Source organism: Burkholderia sp. BCC1644, from assembly GCF_902833225.1.
Taxonomy (GTDB): domain Bacteria; phylum Pseudomonadota; class Gammaproteobacteria; order Burkholderiales; family Burkholderiaceae; genus Burkholderia.
In genome coordinates, this window is record NZ_CADFEI010000014.1 from 164,538 (window position 1) to 183,902 (window position 19,365).

21 protein-coding genes are annotated in these 19,365 nt (G+C 66.9%); 11 read left to right on the forward strand and 10 right to left on the reverse strand.

From position 1 onward, the window contains the following. Positions 1-3: 3 nt before the first annotated feature. Positions 4-912: a LysR family transcriptional regulator gene (locus tag HWX87_RS26210; RefSeq protein WP_176050038.1), complete on the reverse strand. Its 909-nt coding sequence runs from the start codon at positions 910-912 to the stop codon at positions 4-6. A 195-nt stretch (positions 913-1,107) separates the two neighbouring features. On the opposite strand from HWX87_RS26210, the gene HWX87_RS26215 reads away from it, so the two are divergent. Continuing rightward, positions 1,108-1,974, forward strand: coding sequence for an NAD(P)H-binding protein (locus HWX87_RS26215; protein ID WP_176049987.1), 867 nt, complete (start codon positions 1,108-1,110; stop codon positions 1,972-1,974). A 53-nt stretch (positions 1,975-2,027) separates the two neighbouring features. On the opposite strand, the gene HWX87_RS26220 is transcribed toward HWX87_RS26215, so the two are convergent. Then, the gene (locus tag HWX87_RS26220; RefSeq protein ID WP_176049988.1) at positions 2,028-3,461 is read right to left on the reverse strand and encodes a nicotinate phosphoribosyltransferase; all 1,434 of its coding nucleotides are present in this window, start codon (positions 3,459-3,461) and stop codon (positions 2,028-2,030) included. 73 nt (positions 3,462-3,534) lie between these two features. Next, entirely contained in the window at positions 3,535-4,575 is a 1,041-nt protein-coding gene (locus HWX87_RS26225) for a bifunctional nicotinamide-nucleotide adenylyltransferase/Nudix hydroxylase (RefSeq protein WP_034189376.1), read from the reverse strand. A gap of 191 nt (positions 4,576-4,766) precedes the next feature. Here HWX87_RS26225 and HWX87_RS26230 point away from each other — a divergent pair, with 191 nt between their 5' ends. From HWX87_RS26230 to HWX87_RS26240, 3 genes are all read left to right on the forward strand, one after another. After that, complete coding sequence (locus tag HWX87_RS26230) at positions 4,767-5,219, forward strand: SRPBCC family protein (RefSeq protein WP_176049989.1); 453 nt, start codon at positions 4,767-4,769, stop codon at positions 5,217-5,219. A gap of 147 nt (positions 5,220-5,366) precedes the next feature. Further along, positions 5,367-6,254 (forward strand): DUF4261 domain-containing protein, encoded by an 888-nt coding sequence (locus HWX87_RS26235; protein ID WP_176049990.1) that lies wholly within the window; start codon positions 5,367-5,369, stop codon positions 6,252-6,254. A 112-nt stretch (positions 6,255-6,366) separates the two neighbouring features. Continuing rightward, positions 6,367-7,155 (forward strand): lysozyme inhibitor LprI family protein, encoded by a 789-nt coding sequence (locus HWX87_RS26240; protein ID WP_176049991.1) that lies wholly within the window; start codon positions 6,367-6,369, stop codon positions 7,153-7,155. Between the two features lie 170 nt (positions 7,156-7,325). On the opposite strand, the gene HWX87_RS26245 is transcribed toward HWX87_RS26240, so the two are convergent. Genes HWX87_RS26245 through HWX87_RS26270 form a run of 6 tightly spaced genes read right to left on the reverse strand, consistent with a single transcriptional unit; the run spans position 7,326 to position 11,243 of the window. Beyond that, positions 7,326-7,742, reverse strand: a complete 417-nt coding sequence (locus HWX87_RS26245) for a hypothetical protein (RefSeq protein WP_244137764.1) — start codon at positions 7,740-7,742, stop codon at positions 7,326-7,328. Next, positions 7,739-8,122, reverse strand: coding sequence for an adenosylmethionine decarboxylase (gene speD, locus HWX87_RS26250; protein WP_176049992.1), 384 nt, complete (start codon positions 8,120-8,122; stop codon positions 7,739-7,741). The genes HWX87_RS26245 and speD overlap by 4 nt, the downstream gene beginning before the upstream one ends. Further along, entirely contained in the window at positions 8,119-8,268 is a 150-nt protein-coding gene (locus HWX87_RS26255) for a hypothetical protein (RefSeq protein ID WP_155291822.1), read from the reverse strand. Before HWX87_RS26255 ends, speD begins: the two co-directional genes overlap by 4 nt. Continuing rightward, the gene (locus tag HWX87_RS26260; RefSeq protein WP_176049993.1) at positions 8,265-9,779 is read right to left on the reverse strand and encodes a DUF4178 domain-containing protein; all 1,515 of its coding nucleotides are present in this window, start codon (positions 9,777-9,779) and stop codon (positions 8,265-8,267) included. The genes HWX87_RS26255 and HWX87_RS26260 overlap by 4 nt, the downstream gene beginning before the upstream one ends. A 9-nt stretch (positions 9,780-9,788) precedes the next feature. Next, on the reverse strand, positions 9,789-10,829 hold the full coding sequence (locus HWX87_RS26265; protein WP_176049994.1) for an SPFH domain-containing protein: 1,041 nt from the start codon (positions 10,827-10,829) through the stop codon (positions 9,789-9,791). A 27-nt stretch (positions 10,830-10,856) separates the two neighbouring features. Next, positions 10,857-11,243 carry a DUF350 domain-containing protein gene (locus tag HWX87_RS26270; protein ID WP_176050040.1) on the reverse strand — a complete coding sequence of 129 codons (387 nt, stop codon included), beginning with the start codon at positions 11,241-11,243 and terminating at the stop codon, positions 10,857-10,859. Between the two features lie 136 nt (positions 11,244-11,379). Between HWX87_RS26270 and HWX87_RS26275 the strand changes: the two genes are divergently transcribed. The 6 genes from HWX87_RS26275 to HWX87_RS26300 all read left to right on the forward strand — a co-directional run bounded on the left by HWX87_RS26275 (position 11,380) and on the right by HWX87_RS26300 (position 17,111). Beyond that, positions 11,380-12,894 carry a polyamine aminopropyltransferase gene (locus HWX87_RS26275; RefSeq protein ID WP_176049995.1) on the forward strand — a complete coding sequence of 505 codons (1,515 nt, stop codon included), beginning with the start codon at positions 11,380-11,382 and terminating at the stop codon, positions 12,892-12,894. Further along, entirely contained in the window at positions 12,894-14,513 is a 1,620-nt protein-coding gene (locus tag HWX87_RS26280; RefSeq protein WP_176049996.1) for an FAD-dependent oxidoreductase, read from the forward strand. The genes HWX87_RS26275 and HWX87_RS26280 overlap by 1 nt, the downstream gene beginning before the upstream one ends. A gap of 128 nt (positions 14,514-14,641) precedes the next feature. Continuing rightward, on the forward strand, positions 14,642-15,406 hold the full coding sequence (locus HWX87_RS26285; protein WP_176049997.1) for an N-acetylmuramoyl-L-alanine amidase: 765 nt from the start codon (positions 14,642-14,644) through the stop codon (positions 15,404-15,406). Positions 15,407-15,459: 53 nt separating this feature from the next. Next, the gene (locus tag HWX87_RS26290; protein WP_176049998.1) at positions 15,460-15,849 is read left to right on the forward strand and encodes a lysozyme inhibitor LprI family protein; all 390 of its coding nucleotides are present in this window, start codon (positions 15,460-15,462) and stop codon (positions 15,847-15,849) included. A 93-nt stretch (positions 15,850-15,942) separates the two neighbouring features. Further along, positions 15,943-16,521, forward strand: a complete 579-nt coding sequence (locus tag HWX87_RS26295; RefSeq protein ID WP_176049999.1) for a hypothetical protein — start codon at positions 15,943-15,945, stop codon at positions 16,519-16,521. Between the two features lie 50 nt (positions 16,522-16,571). After that, positions 16,572-17,111, forward strand: coding sequence for a GNAT family N-acetyltransferase (locus tag HWX87_RS26300; RefSeq protein ID WP_176050000.1), 540 nt, complete (start codon positions 16,572-16,574; stop codon positions 17,109-17,111). Here HWX87_RS26300 and HWX87_RS26305 read toward each other — a convergent pair. Beyond that, entirely contained in the window at positions 17,106-18,026 is a 921-nt protein-coding gene (locus tag HWX87_RS26305) for a LysR family transcriptional regulator (protein WP_176050041.1), read from the reverse strand. The two genes, HWX87_RS26300 and HWX87_RS26305, sit on opposite strands and share 6 nt — an antisense overlap. 147 nt (positions 18,027-18,173) lie before the next feature. On the opposite strand from HWX87_RS26305, the gene HWX87_RS26310 reads away from it, so the two are divergent. Then, a complete protein-coding gene (locus HWX87_RS26310; protein WP_176050001.1) occupies positions 18,174-19,352 on the forward strand; it encodes an FAD-dependent oxidoreductase in 1,179 nt (392 codons plus the stop codon). Positions 19,353-19,365: the final 13 nt, after the last annotated feature.

Sequence of the window (19,365 nt, forward strand, 5' to 3'; positions counted from 1 at the left end):
GCGCTAGATTCCGATCGCCACGATCTCGCCCACGAAATCGACGAACGCCCGCACCTTTGCGGGTGGCAGGTGACGCGACGGATAGTACGCAAACAACGGGAACGCCTCACCGCGCCAATCCGCGAGCAGCTCGACGAGCCGCCCCTGCTCGATCAACCCCGCAACCCCGCTTGCCTTGAAGCGTGCAACGCCCGCACCGGCCAGGCATGCGCCGAGCATCGTGCCGGCGTCGTTGACGAGCAGCCTGCCGGTCGTCTTCACCGGCACACGCTTGCGGCCAAGCTGATAAACCCATTCGAGTGGCTGGCCGGTCAGCGTGTTGCGCATCTGGATGCATTCATGGCCGACAAGATCGGCAGGCGTCGCGGGACGCCCGTGCCGTTTCACGTACGCGGGCGCCGCGACCGTCACCGCACGCGTCTCCAGAAGCTTGCGCGCCACCAGCGACGATGACGACGGTTCGCCAAACCGCACCGCGATGTCGAATCCTTCCGCAACCAGATCGCCGAGCTGCTCGCGTGCCGCCAATTCCAGCGACAGATCGGGATGGCGCGCGAGAAAAGCGGGGAGATGCGGCGCCAGCACCCGCCGCGAAAAATAGGCGTCGACATTCACGCGCAACCTACCACGTACGGCGGCGACCGAGCCGGCGGCCAGCGTGACCGCGTCGCCGATGCCGGCGAGCAGCGGGCCGATATCCTCGTACAGGCGCCGCCCCTCGTCAGTCAGCGTCACCGACCGCGTCGTTCGATCGAGCAGCCGCACACCGACACGCGCCTCGAGCCGGCCCACGGCCCGGCTGACGCCCGACGGCGACATCCCGAGTGCATCGGCCGCGCGCGCGAAGCTGCCGCCCTCGACGATCGCAGCCAGCACGCCGACGTTCGCCAGAATCCGCCCGTCGATGCCCATGATTTCGCTCATGACAAAAAATCACCAATCAAATGATATGGATTCGATTCCATCAGGAATCGTCGTTCCCTATCATGCAACCCGATGCATCGCGACGGCAAGCCCCACCGGCGGCATGTCGAACACGACAGGCAGATCCGCCGCTCGCCTGTTCGGGCGCGCGTCCCTTCATTTTTCAGATGAGGATTTCGAACCATGTACGCCATTACCGGCATCACCGGGCAAGTCGGCGGAGCGCTCGCCCGAACGCTGCTCGCCTCCGGCCGACGCGTGCGGGCCGTCGCGCGCACGGCGGATCGCGCCGCGCCCTGGGCCGCGCGCAACTGCGACGTCGCACTCGCCGACATGACCGACACCGCCGCACTGACGACGGCTTTCTCGAACTCGGCCGGCGTCTTCGTCCTGCTGCCGCCGTGCTTCGATCCGTCCCCGGGATTTCCCGAAACACGCGCCGTGATCGACGCAGTCGGCGCGGCGTTGCGGGCCGCGCGACCGCGCAAGGTCGTCTGTCTGTCGACGATCGGTGCCCAGGCGATGCAGGTGAACCTGCTTAGCCAATTGACGATGATCGAGCAGGCGTTCGGCGACTTGCCGATGCCCGTCGCGTTCCTGCGCCCCGCGTGGTTCCTCGAAAACGCCGCATGGGACGTCGCCACGGCACGCGACGCCGGTGTCATCCGCAGCTTTCTCCAGCCGCTGGACAGACCGGTGCCGATGGTCGCCACCGAAGACGTCGGCCGCGTAGCGGCCGCGCTGCTCCAGGAAGAATGGGCCGGCGCACGCGTTGTCGAGCTCGAAGGGCCTCGTCGTGTCAGCCCGAACGACCTTGCGGCCGCGTTCGCCCGCGTGCTCGGGCACGCCGTCCACGCCGAAGCCGTACCGCGCGACACATGGGCAGCCCTGTTCGATACGCAGCAAATGCGTTACCCCGAACCACGCATGCGCATGCTCGACGGCTTCAATGAAGGCTGGATCGAATTCGCGTCGGCACGCGCGGATGTATTGAAAGGGGAAATCGAAGCGGACGTTGTACTGCGCACGCTCGTCGCTCGCAACGCCTGAGCGGGAACGGGGCGGCGGCGCACACTGGCGCCCCGCTCCCGCCTGTCACCTCGTCACGCCTCCCCCGCGTGCGCCCTCGCCCGCACCTCGGCAAACGACGTATCGACGAGCAGCCGCCCCGTATCGAACACCGTTTCGAGCGCCTCCTCCCACTCACCTTCCAGCGCACGGTCGTCCCATGCAACGGGCAGCGTCACGGTCCGATACTCGCCGGTGCGGCGATTGCGGAGCAGCGTGAGCCTCCCTTTCTTCGAACGCTTGCCCTGATCGGTGACCGGATCCTTGCGAACGTCGTGCCACACGCCGCCGCGCCGGATCGCCGAGCACTTCATCGCAAAACGCTGCGTATCGCGGTTCACCTGCTGCAGCAACGCGCCGCCCATGCCGAACACCACATTGCCGGCCGCATAACCCGCGTCGTCGAGTGCGGAAAGGATCGCGTCGATCGACAGCTCGTCGACACCGTCACCCTGAATCACGCGCACGCGGTTCAGCACGCGCCGCCCCTTTCCATTCACGGTCGAGCCGAACGACGCGTCGAGCGCGCGCACGGTCTGCATCACGATCGCCACGGGGTCGCCCGAATCGGGACGCACGACGAGCGTCGCACCCGAATCGATCACGGCCTGCCGAAGCTCGCCGCCCCACAGATCGAGCGCAGCAAACAGATCGTAGGAATCCGATACGACCGACACGATCGCGCCGGGCAAACCGAAGCGCGCAATCATGTTCCGGTACGCATCGACCTCGCCTTCGCGCCCCCACGACGTGATCGTGCTGTGCTCGGCCGCCGGCACCGAGTACGCGGCCATCGACTCGCGATAGAAGCGGTTCGCGGCCAGCACGCCGAGCACGGTGTCCGAGCCCATGAAGTTCACCAGGTGCGCGGCGCCGCCGATCGCGGCCGATTCCGCACTCGATACGCCGCGCGCGCCGAAGTCGTGCAGCTTGAACGGCAGTTGCGCGAGATCGTCGTCGGTCTTTTCGAGGAAGCGGCGGATCGTCTGCCGCAGATGCCAGCTGCGTGTCGCGACCGTCACCGGATACCAGACGCGCAACAGCATCGTCTCGAGATACGACGCAAGCCAGAACACCTGCGGATCGTCGCATTCGACGGTCATCAGCGCGTTGTGCACCGGCACGATCGAGCCCTCGGGCACCGCGCGGATCTTCACCGGCAGGTAGCCGTCGTAGCGCTCTACGATGGTGCGCCACCCGGCTTCGTTGAACGGCTCGCCGTGTACCGTGAAGAAATCGCGCGCTTCGTCGATCATCGCGTGCGTGACGGGCTTGCACAGATATTCCTTCAGCAGCATCTGCAGTCCGAAGAACACCGTGCGGTCGTAGCGGCCGCCGCGCGATTCGACGTACGAGAACATCGCCTGCGCGTCGGGCGGATATTGCAGGAAGTGCGAAGCCTTGTAGGAATCCGTATTGAGGATCGGATTGGCGAGAACCGCGGCAAAGCCGCCGAGATCGTTTTGCATGGCTAGAGCTCCTCTAGGCCGTTGAAGTGCCGCCGCGTCTGTCGCGGCGGACGGAATGCGGGGAATCAGCGGATCACAGCTTCCCCAGGAAGTGATAGGCGATGTCGAAGTGATCCTCGAACATCACGTTGCGCATCTGCGCGAATTCGTTGAGCGGCACCCAGCGCGCCTTGTCGGCGTCGTCGCTGCCCTTCACGCGCGGCAGCTCGCCGGTCGGAAAGTTGAACAGGCACGCGTGCGTGATCGTGCGGCCGCGCAGCGAGCGCGTCGGGTGATCGAACACCTGGCGATCCTTGATCGAGCCGCGCAGCACGGGCTCCGGCAGCTTGAGGCCGGTTTCCTCGCGCAGCTCGCGGATGCATGCGGCATCGAGCCGCTCGTCCTGGTTCACGAACCCGCCCGGCAGCGCCCACAGGCCGCGGCCCGGCTCGCTGCGGCGACGCACGAGCAGGATGTGGCCCGAGTGCACGACCACCGCGTCGACCGTCACGAACGTGACGGGATACGGTGCGGCCGCCCACGCCTTGCGATACGCGGCGATGAATTCGGCTTCCGACTTCAGCTGCGCGAATTCCGGCTGCGTGCGGAAACGCTCGAGCCAGCCGAACACGGGTTCCGGCACGGCCCACTGCACGAAGCTGTTGGTGCGTTCGGCGAAATACTGGTCGCGGATCTCGGTGGCGGAAATGTCTTCCGTCGCATCGACGTCGACGAGTTCCCATTGCGGGAACATCCGCAGGTAATACGATGTGGCGTCCTTCTCGTGGCCGATCAGCCCGACCTTGCGCTGTGCGACATCGCCGAGCGTGACTGCCACGGCCTCCTGCACCCAGCGCACCCAGTCGCCGTCGTTGTACGTCGAATCCTGCAGCGGCGCGATCGTCACGCGGTCGCGCTCGGACGCGTCGAGCAGCGAAGCCAGCATCTGGCGACGCTCGTCGAACGAGAACGGATCCTTGATGGTGCGGGGCTTGTCGGTCGACCCGATCAGCACGCACACGCGCTCGGCCCGGCTCAGTGCCGACTTCAGCACATTCAGGTGACCACGATGCGGAGGCTGGAAACGACCAATGAAAACGAGCGCGTCGAAGCGCCGGTTCTGTTGCGTACTCATGAGGCTCCCTCAAGAGATTGAAACGCTCCGGGTCTGTCCCGAAGGGTTGGAATGAATCCTAGGGTAAATCCCGGGGTGCGTCAATCGCGCCCATTCGAGCACACGCTCGACTTGACGAAGTCTGACGAAACGCAGGTTATTGGCGGGTTACACTCGATTTCATCCTAATCCGCGCCGTCGCGCCCGCCATCATGAGGATCTCAGTCAGCCGGACCGTCGGCGTCGATCGCAGACGCCTCTTCACGTGGTCGCAGGATTACGCGCGGCGGCTCGTGTGGGACAGTTTCCTCACCGACGCCTACCTGCTCGACGGGACCACGGCCAACGTGGGCGTCGACGCGTTCTGCCGCAGCCAGTCGGGCGCGACGATGGTGTCGCGCTACATCTCGTACCGCCCGCCGCAGGTTGCCGCCGTCGAAATGGTCGAAGGTCCGAAGGTGCTCGAACGCTTCAGCGGCAGCTGGAACTTCACCGAGCACACGCCGGGGTCGACCGAGGTGAAGTTCACGTACAACTTCCGCGTCCAGCCGTCCTGGCTGCGCTGGCTGCTGGAACCGCTGATCGGCGCGTTCTATCTCGTGCAGACGCGCCGGCGTCTCGATTCGTTCAAGCGCTGGGCCGAAGCCGAAGCACTGCCGCGCTGACCGGCGCGCGCCGAGCGCCGCGCCATCGGATATTTGCCAGATTCGCCGAACCCGGGGAAACTACGGGCCACCGTCATCCCGACGGCACGCCCTGACCGAGAGAACAGGGCGCGCTCCCTGTAACGGCATCGACACAAACACAATCCGATGAGCCTGATATCCCGATTCTTTGGCCGCAAGGAAGAACCCGAAAACCCCGTCGCGCTGGTCGCGGCGCCCGACGTCGAGAATCCGCTGAGCGTGACGGTCGTCTTCGACGGGCCGCTGCAGGTCGACATCGCCGCGCTGACGGCCGCGCTGCGCGCATACCACCCGAGCATGAAGCAGGCGCGCGTCGAAACCGAGCCGACGCTGGAGCAGGTATTCGGGCTCGCGGGCTGGGGCAACCACGTCGTCCGGCTCGTCGGCTTCGATGCGCCCTATCCGTCCGACGCGCTGGAAGCATGCGTGGCGCCCGCCCACTACGGACAGGACCTGAAGCAGCAGGTCCGTGCGAGCCGCAGCCACGTGATCCTCTACTACGCCGGGCACGAAGCGAATCCGCTCGACCAGTATGTCGCGCTGGTGGCCGTCGCCGGCGCGCTGGCCGAGCAGAACGGCCTCGCGGTGCTGAACGAGCACGCGCACACGTCGCTGCCGGCCGGTGTCTTCAACGCGAAGGAACTCGGCGACGAAAGCCTCGAAGTGCTGCGCGACTTCCCGCTGAACCTGTTCTTCTGCGGCTTCGTGAAATACGAGGTCGAAGGCGTCGAAGGCGTGTGGATGCGCACCTATGGCGCCGACGTGTTCGGCCTGCCCGATTTTGCCGCGCTCGCGGCAGGCCATCACGAAGGCGAACGCTATTCGGGCATCTTCAACAACGTGATGCATTACCTGCTGGAAAGCGGTGCGCGGATGCACGCAGGCGAAACGATGCAGATCGGCGCGGAAACGTTCATGAAGCTTCGCGAACCGCTCGAGCACGAGTATTACCTTCAGGGTCCCGCGCAGGTGCTGGTAGCCGAGCTGATCTCGGCGGACGAAATCAACCGCTGAAACACACGTTGATGCACGGCGTGCGGAGTCGAGCGTTCTCGAACCACGCGCGCCGCTGCGTCAGATGACGGCTGCGTGACAGCCGCCGGCCCCACCCGATGAGGAGATGTCCGTGTTCGGCATTCGTCTTGCCCTCACGCTGGCCGCGATCGGCCTCTCGTTGCCGGCCCATGCCGACAGCATCGACTGCTCGCGCGCGAAGACGCGCACCGATCGCCTGATCTGCGGCGACAAGGCGCTCGTATCGGCCGACAGCACGCTGTCGAACACCTACTACGATGCAGTCGGCATCGCCGCCGACCAGCAGGCCGTGATCCAGTCACAACGAGCATGGCTCACGCAGCGCAATGCCTGCGCCGACGCGGCGTGCATCGCCACCGCGTACCGCGACCGCACGGCGGCGCTGAAGCAGGTGAAACACGCGGGGTGGAAAACCTATCGTGATCCGGCGCTCGGTATCTCGTTCGAATACCTCGCGAACCGGCAGGTGAAGAAGCCCTGCCCGGAAGGTGGCGGCGACCATTGCGTCGCGATCGTCGGCCGCAACATGACCTACAGCAGCAGTTTCATCTCGTTCGAGATCGTCGACGGCGCGCTGGAGCCGGTCGCGGAAAAGGAAGCAGGATTCGTGAAGCAGGACGACGGCAAGCGGGTGACGTCGTTCGGCCCCGGCATCCCGCAGGAAGTCGAGCGCTTCTCCGGCCCCGGCTGGCACGGCATGCGCGCGACGATCACGTGCGGCATCAGCGATCCGGAAACCGGCTTCCATGCGGCCGGCGGCGAATGCTACTGGGCCGTGCTGAGCAACGGCAAGCGCTCGGCCGTCGCGGGAACGCAGGGCATCGTCGGCACCGACGACGCGACGATGCACAGCGTGTCGACGTTCCGGTTCGACCGCTAACGGGAGCGTCACGGCGTTCGCCCCCCGGATACGCCTCTCCGGGCAGCGAAGCGTCATCGCGATGACGCCCCGGCGGCATGTCGCCATGCGTCGGCAATGATGAACTCACCCTTTCCGGCCCGATCCGAAACGGCCGCCGCACCCGCCGCGCCGCCCGGGCCACATTCGCACTAACGTGCGCCATCCCGCCGCAACGGGAACGTCTCCGCACCGGCGTCGCGGCGCAACGTCACCTCCGTACCGGTCAGCCATCCTGACGATTTCAGGATCGGGCGCGCCACCGCATACAACCGATCGGCGCTGGCGCCATACAGGTACAGATAACCGTCGTTGCCGTCGCGATGCAGTTCGGTCTCGCCCAGTTCGCCGGCCCCTGCCTGCTTTACCGCACGATCCAGCCGTTGCTCCAGCGCATGAAGGCGCGCATTGTCCTTCTCGTCGTAATCGAAGTGAACCATCACGACCGGCCCCGGCGGCTTCGGCGGCACCTCGGCGGCAGCGTGGCCGGCGAGCAGCACCCAGCCGAGCAACGCGGCGAATCGGATTCTGTCGAGCATATCGATAAGGGAGGTAAAACGCCCGCTCACGTCGCCGCGCCGCCGCGCGCCACCTGCTGCCGGACCTGCGCCTGCGTGCCGAGCGCAGCCGCAATTGCATCGACCGCCTCGGCCGCGCGCGCCGCGCCGCACATGAACGCGTCGACGGCCGCGAAGCGATGCTCGGGCCACGTATGGATCGTGATGTGCGACTCGGCGAGCAGCACGACACCCGTCACGCCATGCTCGCCGCCGAAGTGATGGAAATGCGCGCCGATCACGCGCGCGCCAGCCTGTTGCGCGGCGTCGGTGAGGATCGTTTCGAGCCGCGCGGCGTCGCGCAGCAGCGCCGCCTCGATGCCGGCCAGGTCGGCGAGCACGTGCGAACCGAGCGTCGCGCGCGGCGGCGCGATCCCGTCGCGCGCGGTCATTTGTGCGACCCGTACGACGAGTAGCCGCTGCGGGCCGACGAGCTGCCCCATCCGCTACCGCCCGAACCGCTGCCGCCGATCGATGCGCAGCTGAACAGCGTGACGACGATCAGGCCGTAGATGCCGTAGAGGATGTACCGGATCACGACTGTCCCCCATCCGATGCAAAACCCTTCCACAGCCACTCGGGCAGCCACAGCACCAGCAGGCCGACCAGCACATAGACGGTACGGCCGCTGAACGAGAACAGCGAACCCATGTTGAAGATCACGAGCAACGCGCTGAACACCCACGGCAGCGGTGCAAAACTGTGGGGACTCTTCCCGCCGAACAGGCCCGTCGATGCGGCTGCGCCCGAAGCAGCCGCCGCGGCCGTCGCAAGCGCCGGCGTGCTGAAACGTTCGGCGAGCGCGCTGCCCGACAGCGGCCGTGCGCGCGACCAGACGATTTCCGCGTCGCTGCGCTCGCGCGTCAGCTTGTCCTTCTGCCAGCCATAGTCGATGATCGACGTGCGATCGCCCACCTGCACGCGCCAGTTGAACGCGCCGACCACGTAGACGACCTCCGAGTCATATTCTTCGCGCAACCGATAAGTCTTGCCGCCGTCGGTCACGTCGGACGCGCTGCCGATCGTCGGCCATTGGTCGAGCACCTGCACGCGTTCCCAACGCCCTTCGCTCTGCACGAGCCACAGGAAGCCGCGCTTCGGGTTCAGCAGCAGGTATTCGTCCCAGGTCTCGTCGTCGCCCGGCACGCGGCAACGCATCATGCCGATCACCGTGTACTTCACGCCGTCGAACGTGCCGATCGCGCCGAGTTCGAGCGCGCCCTTCACCGAGTCGAGCTTGCGCTGCGCCGCGAACACGGTCTGCTGCTCGGCCGTGCACTGCACGCCCGCGTGGCAGCTTCCGCATACGACGTAGTCGGCCACGTTCGGCAGGTACGACAGCGGCGCACCGCAGCTCGGACATGCGAACGGCACCATCTCCGCGCCACGCTTCTCGCGCGTGTCGTTTTCGGTATCGCGCAGCCCGGTGAACGCCAGCGCGTCGAACTCCAGCGCTTCACCCGTATAGACGGCCGGGCTGCCGCCGTTCGAATCGGCATCGGAATAGTCGTAGGTCGCGAATGCGTTGCCGGTCCGCAGATCGACGACACGCGCCTCCCAACCCGCATCGACGCGGAACGGCAATTCGCCGTCGCCGCCCGTGCAACGCGCGGTGCGCACATCCGACACGAGAAACGCGCGGCCGCCGTGGTCGATCCGCATGCCCGGCTCGAGCGTGCCGAACGCGGGCCATGCGCCGCCGGACGCGTCGTCGGGCTCGCGCACCGTGACCGCGTACTGGCCCGACGCATCCGACAGCCAGCCGAATGCGCCGTCGTCGAACACGACGTACCACTCGCTCCACGCGCCGGCGTCGTAGGTCATCTGGATGCGCCCGAGCACCGTGAAGGCGCGCTTGCCGTAGCGGCCGGCCGTACCGATCTGGATCGGCGACGCATCGTCGAGCACCGTGGCGAGTTCGCCGATCCGCTCGACATCGGCGCCGCGCTTGAGCAGCGTGCTGCGGCAGAACGCGCAGACGGCCATCACGGCCGCCGCCGAGCGAAACTCGACCGGCGCGCCGCACTGGGGGCACGAGGTACTGAACATGCGGGATGTTTACCGGGTGAGCTTCGCGAGGATCTCGGCCTTCGCGCGCGAATATTCGTCTTCGGTCACGAGGCCCTTGTCGAACAGCGCCTTCAGCTGTTCGAGCCGCTGCACGTAATCGGCGCCTTCCGCCGGTGCTGCGGCCACCGGCGCCGCAGCGGGTGCGGGCGGAGCGGACGGCGCCGGTTGCGCGGCACCCGCGATCTGGCCGGCCATCGCCTGCCCGATCGCCGCGCCGGCAGCAAGCCCCGCGCCGACCCCGGCGATGCCGCCCGGGTTCTGCGCGGCGAGCGGAATCGCCTGGGCGGTCTGGTATTGCGTGGCACGCGCGAGGTCGCCGGCCATCCCCGCGCCGATCCGCAGGTCAAGCGCCTTCTGCAGTTCCGCCGGCAGCGACACGCTTTCGACCGCGAACGCGTCGAGCGCGAGCCCGTAGCGCGTGAACACCGGCGCCAGCGCCTCGGCGACGCGCTGCGACAGCAGCGACTGGTTCGCGGCCATGTCGACGAACGGCACGTCGGCCGAGCCGAACGTCGTGCTCATCGCGGTCACCACCAGGTTGCGCAACTGCTGCTCGAGATCGTCGACCGTGTACTGCGCGCGCGTGCCGCTGACCTCGCGGTGGAACGCGCCTGCGTCGACGATCCGGTACGAGTAGATGCCGAACGCGCGCACCTGCACGAAGCCGAATTCGCGATCGCGGATCGTCACCGGCTGCGCGGTGCCCCAGCGCCGGCCGAGCTGCAACCGCGTGCTGAAGAAATAGACGTCGGACTTGAAAGGCGACTGAAAGAGTTTGTCCCAGTTCTTCAGGTACGTGAGCACCGGCAGCGTGTTCGTTTCCAGCGTGTACAGCCCCGGCTGGAATACGTCGGCGACCTTGCCTTCGTTGACGAAGATCGCGACCTGCGTTTCGCGCACGGTCAGCTTGCCGCCGTACTGGATCTCCTGGTCTTCCATCGGATAGCGCCAGGCCAGCACGCCGTCGGTGTCTTCCGTCCATTGCAGGACGTCGATGAACTGCTTGCGGATGAATGAACCCAGACTCATGTCGGTCTCCTCGAAACGCGTGGCGCGTCAGGTCAGGCAGGCGGCATTGATGATGCCGACGACGAGCGACGCGGTGCCCATCAGGCCGCCCATCGCGACGTTGCGATCCTCGATCGCATGATTCATGCCGGGCATCAGGCGTGTCAGCGCCGCATAGGTGATCAGTTGCACGATCATCGCGCCGACGGCCCAGATCACGACCTCGCCGAGCGTCGAGTTGTGCGCGATGCTGGACGCGAGCGTCAGGCAGAAACCGATCAGGGCACCGCCGAACGACAGCGTCGCAGCGGCGTTGCCGTCGCGGATCAGCGCCATTTCGTCGAACGGGGTGACCTTCAGGTACACTGCCGCGAACACAAGAAGCAGCACGAACGCCGACAATAAATGAACCGCATAGAGATAGGCACTATTCATTCTTTCCCTCGGATTTTGTGCTCGGTTCGCCGCCCCGTCGCCGGCCGGCCCGCGCAGGGCCAGCAGACGGATGGCCGCCCCACAAAAATCCGCGCCAGTATATCCACATTGCCGACACTCGCACAACGAACTCACCATGCTGCATAAGCGTGCGCTCGTCCTGTCGATCCTCGTGCTCGCGTCGTGCGGGCTCGGCTACGAACTGATCAGCAGCGCGCTGTCGAGCTACCTGCTCGGCGATTCGATCCTGCAATTCTCGTCGGTGATCGGCAGCTACCTGTTCGCGATGGGGATCGGCTCGTGGCTCGCGAAGTTCGTCGAGGACGACGACGTGCTCGACCGCTTCGTCGACATCGAGCTGCTCGTCGGCCTGCTCGGCGGCGTGTCGGCCGCGCTGCTGTTCGCGGTGTTCGCATGGCTCGCCGCGCCGTTCCGCGCGGCGCTCTATGCGCTCGTGCTCGCGCTCGGCCTGCTGATCGGGATGGAGATCCCGCTCGTGATGCGCGCGTTCCAGCAGCGGCGCCAGGCGTTCCGCCATACCGTCAGCGAGGTGCTGACCTTCGACTATCTCGGCTCGCTCGCGGTGTCGCTGATCTTCCCGCTCGTGCTCGCGCCGCGTCTCGGCCTGCTGCGCACGAGCTTCCTGTTCGGTCTCCTGAACGCCTTCGTCGCGCTGTGGACGACGCACCTGTTCCGCGACGAGATCCGCAACGTGCGCGGCAAGCTGATGCGCGCGGCGCTCGTGATCGGGCTGCTGGTCGCCGGGTTCGCGCTGTCGGACCGCATCACGCACTGGGCCGAGCACGGCGTATACGGCGACGAGACGATCTATTCGGAAACGACGCCCTACCAGCGCATCGTGCTCACGCAGTGGCACGACGACATGCGGCTGTACCTGAACGGCAACCTGCAATTCTCGTCGCGCGACGAGCACCGCTATCACGAGGCGCTGATCCACCCGACGATCGAAGCGCTGCCCTGGGCAAAGCACGTGCTCGTGCTCGGCGGCGGCGACGGGCTCGCCGTGCGCGAACTGCTCAAGCACCGCAATCTCGAACAGATCACGCTCGTCGATCTCGATCCCGCGATGACGAAGCTGTTCTCGACCTCTGCGCCGCTCGTCAAGCTGAACCAGGGCTCGCTGAAAGACCCGCGCGTACGCGTGATCAACGACGATGCGGTGCGCTGGCTCGAATCGAATGCCGACGTGTACGACGCGATCGTCGTCGACTTCCCCGATCCGACCAACTTCGGGCTCGGCCGGCTGTATTCGGTGCCGGTGTTCCGGCTGCTCGCGCGCCACCTGTCGGAGAACGGCTATGCGGTGATCCAGTCGACGTCGCCGTACTTCGCGCCGCACGCGTACTGGACCATCATCGCGACGCTGCACGAAGCCGGGCTCAACACGTGGCCGTACCACTGCTATGTGCCGTCGTTCGGCGACTGGGGGTTCGTGATCGCCGGCAAGCGCCGCGACTTCACCGTGCCGACGCACTACTCGGTGCCGACACGCTGGCTCGACGCGCAGACGGCCACCGAGATGTTCCACTTCCCGGCCGACATGCCGGCGCTGCCGATGTCGCCGAACGAACTCAACGACCAGCCGCTCGTACGCCGCTTCGACGACGACTGGAAGCACGTGCTGCGCTGATGGACCGCCGCACGTTCCTCGTCGCGTCGGCGGCCGCGTCGCTCGCCGCCTGCGGCCGCACCGGCTGGATCGAGACGACGCCGCGCGTCGGCTACCCCGGCATGCGCGAAGGCCATGCGCTGCGCGACCATGCCACGCTGCCGCCGCCGTCGGGCACGATCGAGACGGATGTCGCGATCCTCGGTGCCGGCGCGGCCGGACTGTCGTGCGCATGGCAGCTCGCGCGCGCGGGCCACCAGCGCTTCACGGTGCTCGCAGGCCCCGAATTCGGCGGCAATGCGGCCGGCGGAAGGTTCGGCGAACTCGGCTACCCGAAAGGCGCGCACTACCTGCCGCTGCCGTCGCTCGAATCCGCGCATCTGCGCGACATGCTCGCCGATCTCGGCGTGATCGAATCCGCGCCATTCTCCGCACGCCCCGTGTACGACGAACGCGCGCTCGTGCATGCACCCGACGAACGGCTCTTCATCGCCGGCCAGTGGCAGGACGGCATCGTGCCGACCGCCGGCCTCGGCGCCGACGAACTCGCGCAGCAGGCGAAGTTCTTCGCGTACACGGACGGGCTGCGCACCGCACGCGGCGCCGACGGCCGCAAGGTGTTCTGCATCCCGATCGCGGAATCGTCGCGCGACCCGCGCTGGCGCGCGCTCGACCGGCGCTCGTTCCGCCAGTGGCTGCTCGACGAGGGCTACACCGCGAAAGCGCTGCACTGGTACCTGAACTACTGCTGCCGCGACGACTATGGCGCCGGCTACGAGCACGTATCGGCCTGGGCCGGCCTGCACTACTTCTCGTCGCGCGGCGGCCATGCGGGCGATGCAAGCGACGGCGCGGTGCTGACCTGGCCCGACGGACTGCACACGATGGTGACCCGGCTGAGCGATTCGATCACCGCGCGCACCGGCTCGAACGCGTGGTCGCGGGACGGCTTCGCGGTGCGCGCGACCGAACGCACGGGCGGCGTCGACGTGCTGTGCGCGCGCATCGGCGACGACGGCACGCTGTCGACGTTCACGCTGAAGGCGCGGCGCGTCGTGAGCGCGATGCCGCTGTTCGTCGCCGCGCGCGTGTTTCCGCAGCTTGCCGCATCCGGCTTCGAGCCCGCGCGCGACCTGCCGCCGCGCGCGCCGTGGCTCGTGTCCAATTTCCTGCTCGACGGGATGCCTGACGAGGAAGCCGGCGTGCCGCTTGCGTGGGACAACGTCGTCTACGACGGTGAAGCGCTCGGTTATGTCGTGTCGACGCACCAGTTGATCCGGATGTCGCCGCCGACGCGCTCGGTGTTCTCCGCGTATCAGGCGTTGAGTACGCAAACGCCGGACGACACGCGCCGCTGGCTTGCCCAGGCAAAGCCCGACGCGTTGCGCGAACAGGCCGCGATCGACCTGCAGGCCGTCTATGGGCGCGCGCTGTGGAAACACGCAACGGCGCTCGAGATCACCGTGCGCGGCCACGCGATGGCGACGCCCGACGTCGGCTTCCTGAGCCGCCCGGGCCTGCTCGCGCTGCGCGATGCCGACGGCCCCGTCGTGTTCGCGCATGCCGACCTGTCCGGGCTGTCGCTGTTCGAGGAAGCGTCGTACTGGGGCATGCTCGCGGCCCGGCGCGTGCTCGCCTGAGCGCCTGCTTTTCCGTCACCGTGGCGACGCTGCCACCCGCTATAATCGCGCGACATTCCGACTGCATTGAGCAGGCCGACGGTGCCGCGCCGTTCGACGCGCCGCCAGCCCTCCTCGACACGACAATAATGACGAACCGAACCATCCGACGCCTTCGCCCGCTCGTGCGCGCCGCCGCGCGCGTGCTCGCCTGCGCCCCGCTGCTCGGCGCGCCGCTGGCGCTGCATGCGGCCGACACCGCAGGCACCACCGGCACCGAGCCCGCCTCCGCGCGCTACATCGTCGTCGACACCGGCCATACGCCCGCACATCCCGGCTCCACCGGCGCGAGCGGCCGCGTCGAATACCTGTACAACCTCGACCTGTCCGGCGCAGTCGCCGAGAAGCTCGCCGCGCACGGCGACCGCGTGCTGCGCACGTCGGCCGACGGCCGCGAGATCAAGCTCGATCAGCGTTCGACGCAGGCGCCCGACGCGAACCTGTTCGTGTCGATCCATCACGACTCGATGCAGCAGCAGTTCATCGACGCCGGCCGGCAGCGCGAATTCCGCGGCTTCTCGGTGTTCGTGTCGGAACGCAATCCGCACTATGCGGAAAGCCTGCGTTGCGCGAAGGCGATCGCCGAGCGGCTGGTCGCAGCCGGCGAACGGCCGTCGCTGTATCACGCGCAGCCGATCCGCGGCGAGAATCGCCCGCTGATCGACCCGCAGCTCGGCATCCACCGCTTCGACGATCTCGTCGTGCTGCGCACCGCGCCGACTCCGGCCGTGCTCGTCGAGGCGGGCGTGATCGTCAACCCGGACGAAGAGGCGCGCCTCGCGCGGCGCGAGACGATCCAGCGCCTGTCCACCGCGATCGCGGGCGGGGTCGACGCGTGCACGACGCCGCAATAAATGACGATATCGCCCGCCGGGCTCAACGGTTTCACCCAGTCAGGAGCATCACAATGAAAAAGAAGAATCTGTTCGCATCCTGCGCGCTGCTCGCGCTTGCCGTTCCGTTCGCCGCACACGCGGCCGGCTGTGCGAAGCCGCACAGCGCGTTCGACCAGGTGTACTGCAGCAGCACGCAGTTCTCGCAAACCGACCGTGACCTCAACGACGAGTACGGCCGCCTGCGCAAGCAACTGAGCAGCGATCAGCAGGCGACGCTGAAGGCCGGCCAGCTCGCGTGGTTGAAGCAACGCGATGCCCAGTGCAGCGAGACGCGCAACAACGGCTACCTGGTGGATCTCCAGTGCGCGACCGACATGACGCAGTCGCGCCTGTCGTTCCTGCGCGAGCGTGAACGCGAGTGCACGAGCACCGGTTGCGTGGCGTCGAAGCTCGGCGACTAAGGGCTTCACGCGTGCCGCGCCGCGGAGCGTTTCGCGACGCGGCGTTTCATGCGCTTGCAATCCCTGCGCCTCGGCACCGCGAAAGGAGCGGCGATGCGACATGAATTCTCTGAAGTCCTCAACGATCTCGTCGACTATTTTCTCGTCGGCGATCTCCTGCTGCTGAAGCGCTACCAGGAACGGCACGGGCTGCCGGACGACGTCGCGGCGGCGTTCACGACGAGCGACAGCGGCGACCGCGCCACGCTGGAAGGCGTCGTCATTCCGCTGGCCGGCATCGAGAACCATCCCTATACGGTCATCTTCACACTGGATGACGACACACCCGAGCTGCTGAAAACGGGCAGCCGCCTGCAGCATCGGCGCGGCGGGTACGTGCTGCGCGTCGAACATCGTTCGGTCATGCTCTATACGTGGCGGATTCTCGAACGCTTCAACGACGCATCGGTCAATGCGCTGCTCGCGCGTTACCGGGAACCGGGCCGGCCCGTGATTGATATCGACAACGGCTGGTATGACGTCGAGATCCTCGGTGGCGAACTGCCGCGCAACGGCTGGTTCGAGCCTGCGTTCGAATTCGTGCTGAGAAAAGCCGACGCACCGGGCGATGCATCGCAGGTCGATATCAACTATCGTTTTGCAATAGAAGGCAGTCCGGATCCGGCGAATTGAATCCCGCGCGTAACAACGCGGCACACGGCAACCGATCAGGCGGAGTACCCATGACACCGAACACGATGGACATCGATATCCGCCCTGCCACGCCAGCCGATGCCCCGGCCGTCGCCGCCATTCACGTCGCATCGTGGCAGGCCACCTACGCGGGCATCATGCCTGCCCCGTTCCTCGCCGGCCTGTCGGTCGAAAAACGCACCGCTTCGTGGCGCCATGCGCTCGACGCGGGACGGCCGCGTGTCGCGCTCGCGTTCGCCGAAAGCGGGCCGACCGGCTGGATCGCCTACGGTCCGACGCGCGACACCGACAAGGACCGCACCTGGGGCGAGATCGAAGCGATCTATCTGCAACCGGCGCATTGCGGGCAAGGCGTCGGCGCGGCGCTCGTCGACCATGCATGCCGTGCGCTGCATGACTCGGGCCACGAGTGGGTGTCGCTCTGGGTGCTGGTGAAAAACCACCGTGCGCGAGCGTTCTACGAACGCGAGGGTTTCGTCGCCGAAGACGACATCAAGACGTTCGAGATCGAAGGTACGCCGATCGACGAGGTGCGCTACTGGCGCGCCTTGCCGAAACAATTGTCATGACGGCATCGCCCCGCCTGCTGCCAGACGCGCCTGCATCAACTGCAGCAACTCGCGGATCTTCGCGTTGACCGAATTGCGGCTCGAATAGGCGGCCAGCAGTTCCAGCGGCGCCGGCGTCATCTCCAGCGGCACGCGCACGAGCCTCCCGGCGGCCAGCTCGGCCGCGCACCCGCGTTCGACGAGAATCGCGAAGCCGATCCCGCTCACTGCCGCCAGCCCCGCCATCTCGCCGCTATTGACGCGATACCGGCTCGCGACCGGAATCTTGTGAATCCGCCCGTCGTCGTCGGCGAACTGCCACGGCTGCCCCTTCAGCGTGCTCAACGTCGTGATGCACGGCAATTGCCCGAGCTGCTCCGTCCGAGCCGGCATGCCCGTGCGTTCGATCAGCGACGGCGCGGCCACGACGACGCTCGGCAAACTCACGAGCGGCCTGACGACGAACGCACTGTCATCCAGCTTGCCGCGATTGACGATGATCGACAGGTCGATATCGTCGCGCAGCGTCGAGACGCCTGCGAGGCTCGTATCGCAATCGATTTCGACACGCGGATGGCGGCTCGCGAATTCCGCGACGATCGGCCCGAGCATGCGCGGTCCGATTTCACCGGGCACGCAGAGCTTCAGCACACCACGCAGCTCCGTCTGCTGCGAGGTCAGTTCGAATTCGGCGAGCGTCAGCGCATCGAGCATCGGCTTCGCGCGCTCGTGCAGCAGACGCCCGGCCTCCGTCATGCGCAGGTGCCGCGTGCTGCGCTCGAGCAGGCGCACGCCGAGCCTCGACTCCAGTTGCGCCACATGGCGGCTCACGTTGGAACCCGGCATCGCGAGTACGCGCGCGGCGCCGGCAAAGCTGCCTTCGTCGACGACCGACACGAACACACGCACCGCATTCAGATCCAGCTTGCTCCGCATCATTCGCCCATTTCAGGTATCAAAGCGTGCCGATTTTCACGGCTTATCCCGCCCGAGACCATAATTTACGATGCTCATCCCGTCAATGCGACGCCGACGCGCGAACCCGCGCCCCGGCGAGCACGCACGACACAAGGAAGGAGCAAGATGGAAATCGCCATTCTGGGCGCCGGTGTGGCCGGCATGAGCACCGCACTCGCACTCGCCGGGCGCGGACACCGGATCAGCTTGTACGAACGCCGGCCATCGGAATCGACGATGGGCGCAGGCGTCGTGCTGTGGCCGAATGCCGGCTTCGTGCTCGCGCAACTCGGCCTGCTGCCGGACATCGTCGAGGTCGGCGGCCACCTGCATGCGATACGGCGCATCGACCGGCACGGCACCCCGCTCAAGGTCACCGATATCGGCGCACTCGACCGCCGCATGGGTTTCCCGACGTATTCGATCCTGCGGCGCGACCTGCAGGCAGTGCTGACACGGCACCTCGCCGCACGCGGCATCGACGTTCGCTTCGGCCACGGTGCGACGGCCATCGAAACCGGAATGGACGGCCGTGCCGTCGTTCGCTTCGACAACGGCGCGACGATCGCCCCCGATCTCGTGATCGGCGCGGACGGCCGCATGAACTCCGTCGCGCGACACTACGTGGTCGGCCACAACACGCCCGTCTACCAGGGATTCGTCAACTGGATCGGTATCGCGCAGCACGATGCGCCGCTGGTCGACGAGGTGTCGATATTCGACTACTGGGGCGTGCGCGAGCGTTTCGGCATCGTCGCGCTGGACCGGCGTCAGGTGTATTGGGCGGCGGCATGGCCCGAAACCGATCCGGGCGAGGCGACGGAACGCGATCCGGGCGCGATGCTGGAACGGCGCTTCGCGACGTGGCCGGCACCCGTCGCGGACGTGATCCGTGCGACACCGTCGGACACGATCACGAAGATCAGCGTGCACGATCTCGATCCGGTCGACGTGTGGCACCGCGGCAACGTGCTGCTGATCGGCGATGCTGCGCACGCACCGCTACCGACCTCCGGACAAGGCGCCTGCCAGGCGCTCGAGGACGCGTGGCATCTTGCCCGTTGCCTCGACGAGCACGGGGCAGGCAACGGCAGCGACCTCGATGCCGCGCTCGCATCCTTCACGATGCTGCGCCGCCCGAAAACCGCGGCGATCACCGAGCGTGCGCGCGATTTTGCCCACCTGCTGTTCGGTGAGAACGTGAACGAAAGCGCGCGACAACAGATCGACCCGGTCGCGGAAATCGAGGCCCTGACCAACGCGTGGGGCGCGCACCTGCCGATGGCGCAGGTGCGCGGACGATAGGACGCGCGAGCGT

Bases quoted from the DNA above. Each gene is read 5' to 3' on its own strand.
- HWX87_RS26210 (WP_176050038.1), bottom strand. From the start codon at position 912: ATGGGCATCGACGGGCGGATTCTGGCGAACGTCGGCGTGCTGGCTGCG.
- HWX87_RS26215 (WP_176049987.1), top strand. From the start codon at position 1,108: ATGTACGCCATTACCGGCATCACCGGGCAAGTCGGCGGAGCGCTCGCC.
- HWX87_RS26220 (WP_176049988.1), bottom strand. From the start codon at position 3,461: ATGCAAAACGATCTCGGCGGCTTTGCCGCGGTTCTCGCCAATCCGATC.
- HWX87_RS26225 (WP_034189376.1), bottom strand. From the start codon at position 4,575: ATGAGTACGCAACAGAACCGGCGCTTCGACGCGCTCGTTTTCATTGGT.
- HWX87_RS26230 (WP_176049989.1), top strand. From the start codon at position 4,767: ATGAGGATCTCAGTCAGCCGGACCGTCGGCGTCGATCGCAGACGCCTC.
- HWX87_RS26235 (WP_176049990.1), top strand. From the start codon at position 5,367: ATGAGCCTGATATCCCGATTCTTTGGCCGCAAGGAAGAACCCGAAAAC.
- speD (WP_176049992.1), bottom strand. From the start codon at position 8,122: ATGACCGCGCGCGACGGGATCGCGCCGCCGCGCGCGACGCTCGGTTCG.
- HWX87_RS26260 (WP_176049993.1), bottom strand. From the start codon at position 9,779: ATGTTCAGTACCTCGTGCCCCCAGTGCGGCGCGCCGGTCGAGTTTCGC.
- HWX87_RS26265 (WP_176049994.1), bottom strand. From the start codon at position 10,829: ATGAGTCTGGGTTCATTCATCCGCAAGCAGTTCATCGACGTCCTGCAA.
- HWX87_RS26270 (WP_176050040.1), bottom strand. From the start codon at position 11,243: ATGAATAGTGCCTATCTCTATGCGGTTCATTTATTGTCGGCGTTCGTG.
- HWX87_RS26275 (WP_176049995.1), top strand. From the start codon at position 11,380: ATGCTGCATAAGCGTGCGCTCGTCCTGTCGATCCTCGTGCTCGCGTCG.
- HWX87_RS26280 (WP_176049996.1), top strand. From the start codon at position 12,894: ATGGACCGCCGCACGTTCCTCGTCGCGTCGGCGGCCGCGTCGCTCGCC.
- HWX87_RS26285 (WP_176049997.1), top strand. From the start codon at position 14,642: ATGACGAACCGAACCATCCGACGCCTTCGCCCGCTCGTGCGCGCCGCC.
- HWX87_RS26290 (WP_176049998.1), top strand. From the start codon at position 15,460: ATGAAAAAGAAGAATCTGTTCGCATCCTGCGCGCTGCTCGCGCTTGCC.
- HWX87_RS26295 (WP_176049999.1), top strand. From the start codon at position 15,943: ATGCGACATGAATTCTCTGAAGTCCTCAACGATCTCGTCGACTATTTT.
- HWX87_RS26300 (WP_176050000.1), top strand. From the start codon at position 16,572: ATGACACCGAACACGATGGACATCGATATCCGCCCTGCCACGCCAGCC.
- HWX87_RS26305 (WP_176050041.1), bottom strand. From the start codon at position 18,026: ATGCGGAGCAAGCTGGATCTGAATGCGGTGCGTGTGTTCGTGTCGGTC.
- HWX87_RS26310 (WP_176050001.1), top strand. From the start codon at position 18,174: ATGGAAATCGCCATTCTGGGCGCCGGTGTGGCCGGCATGAGCACCGCA.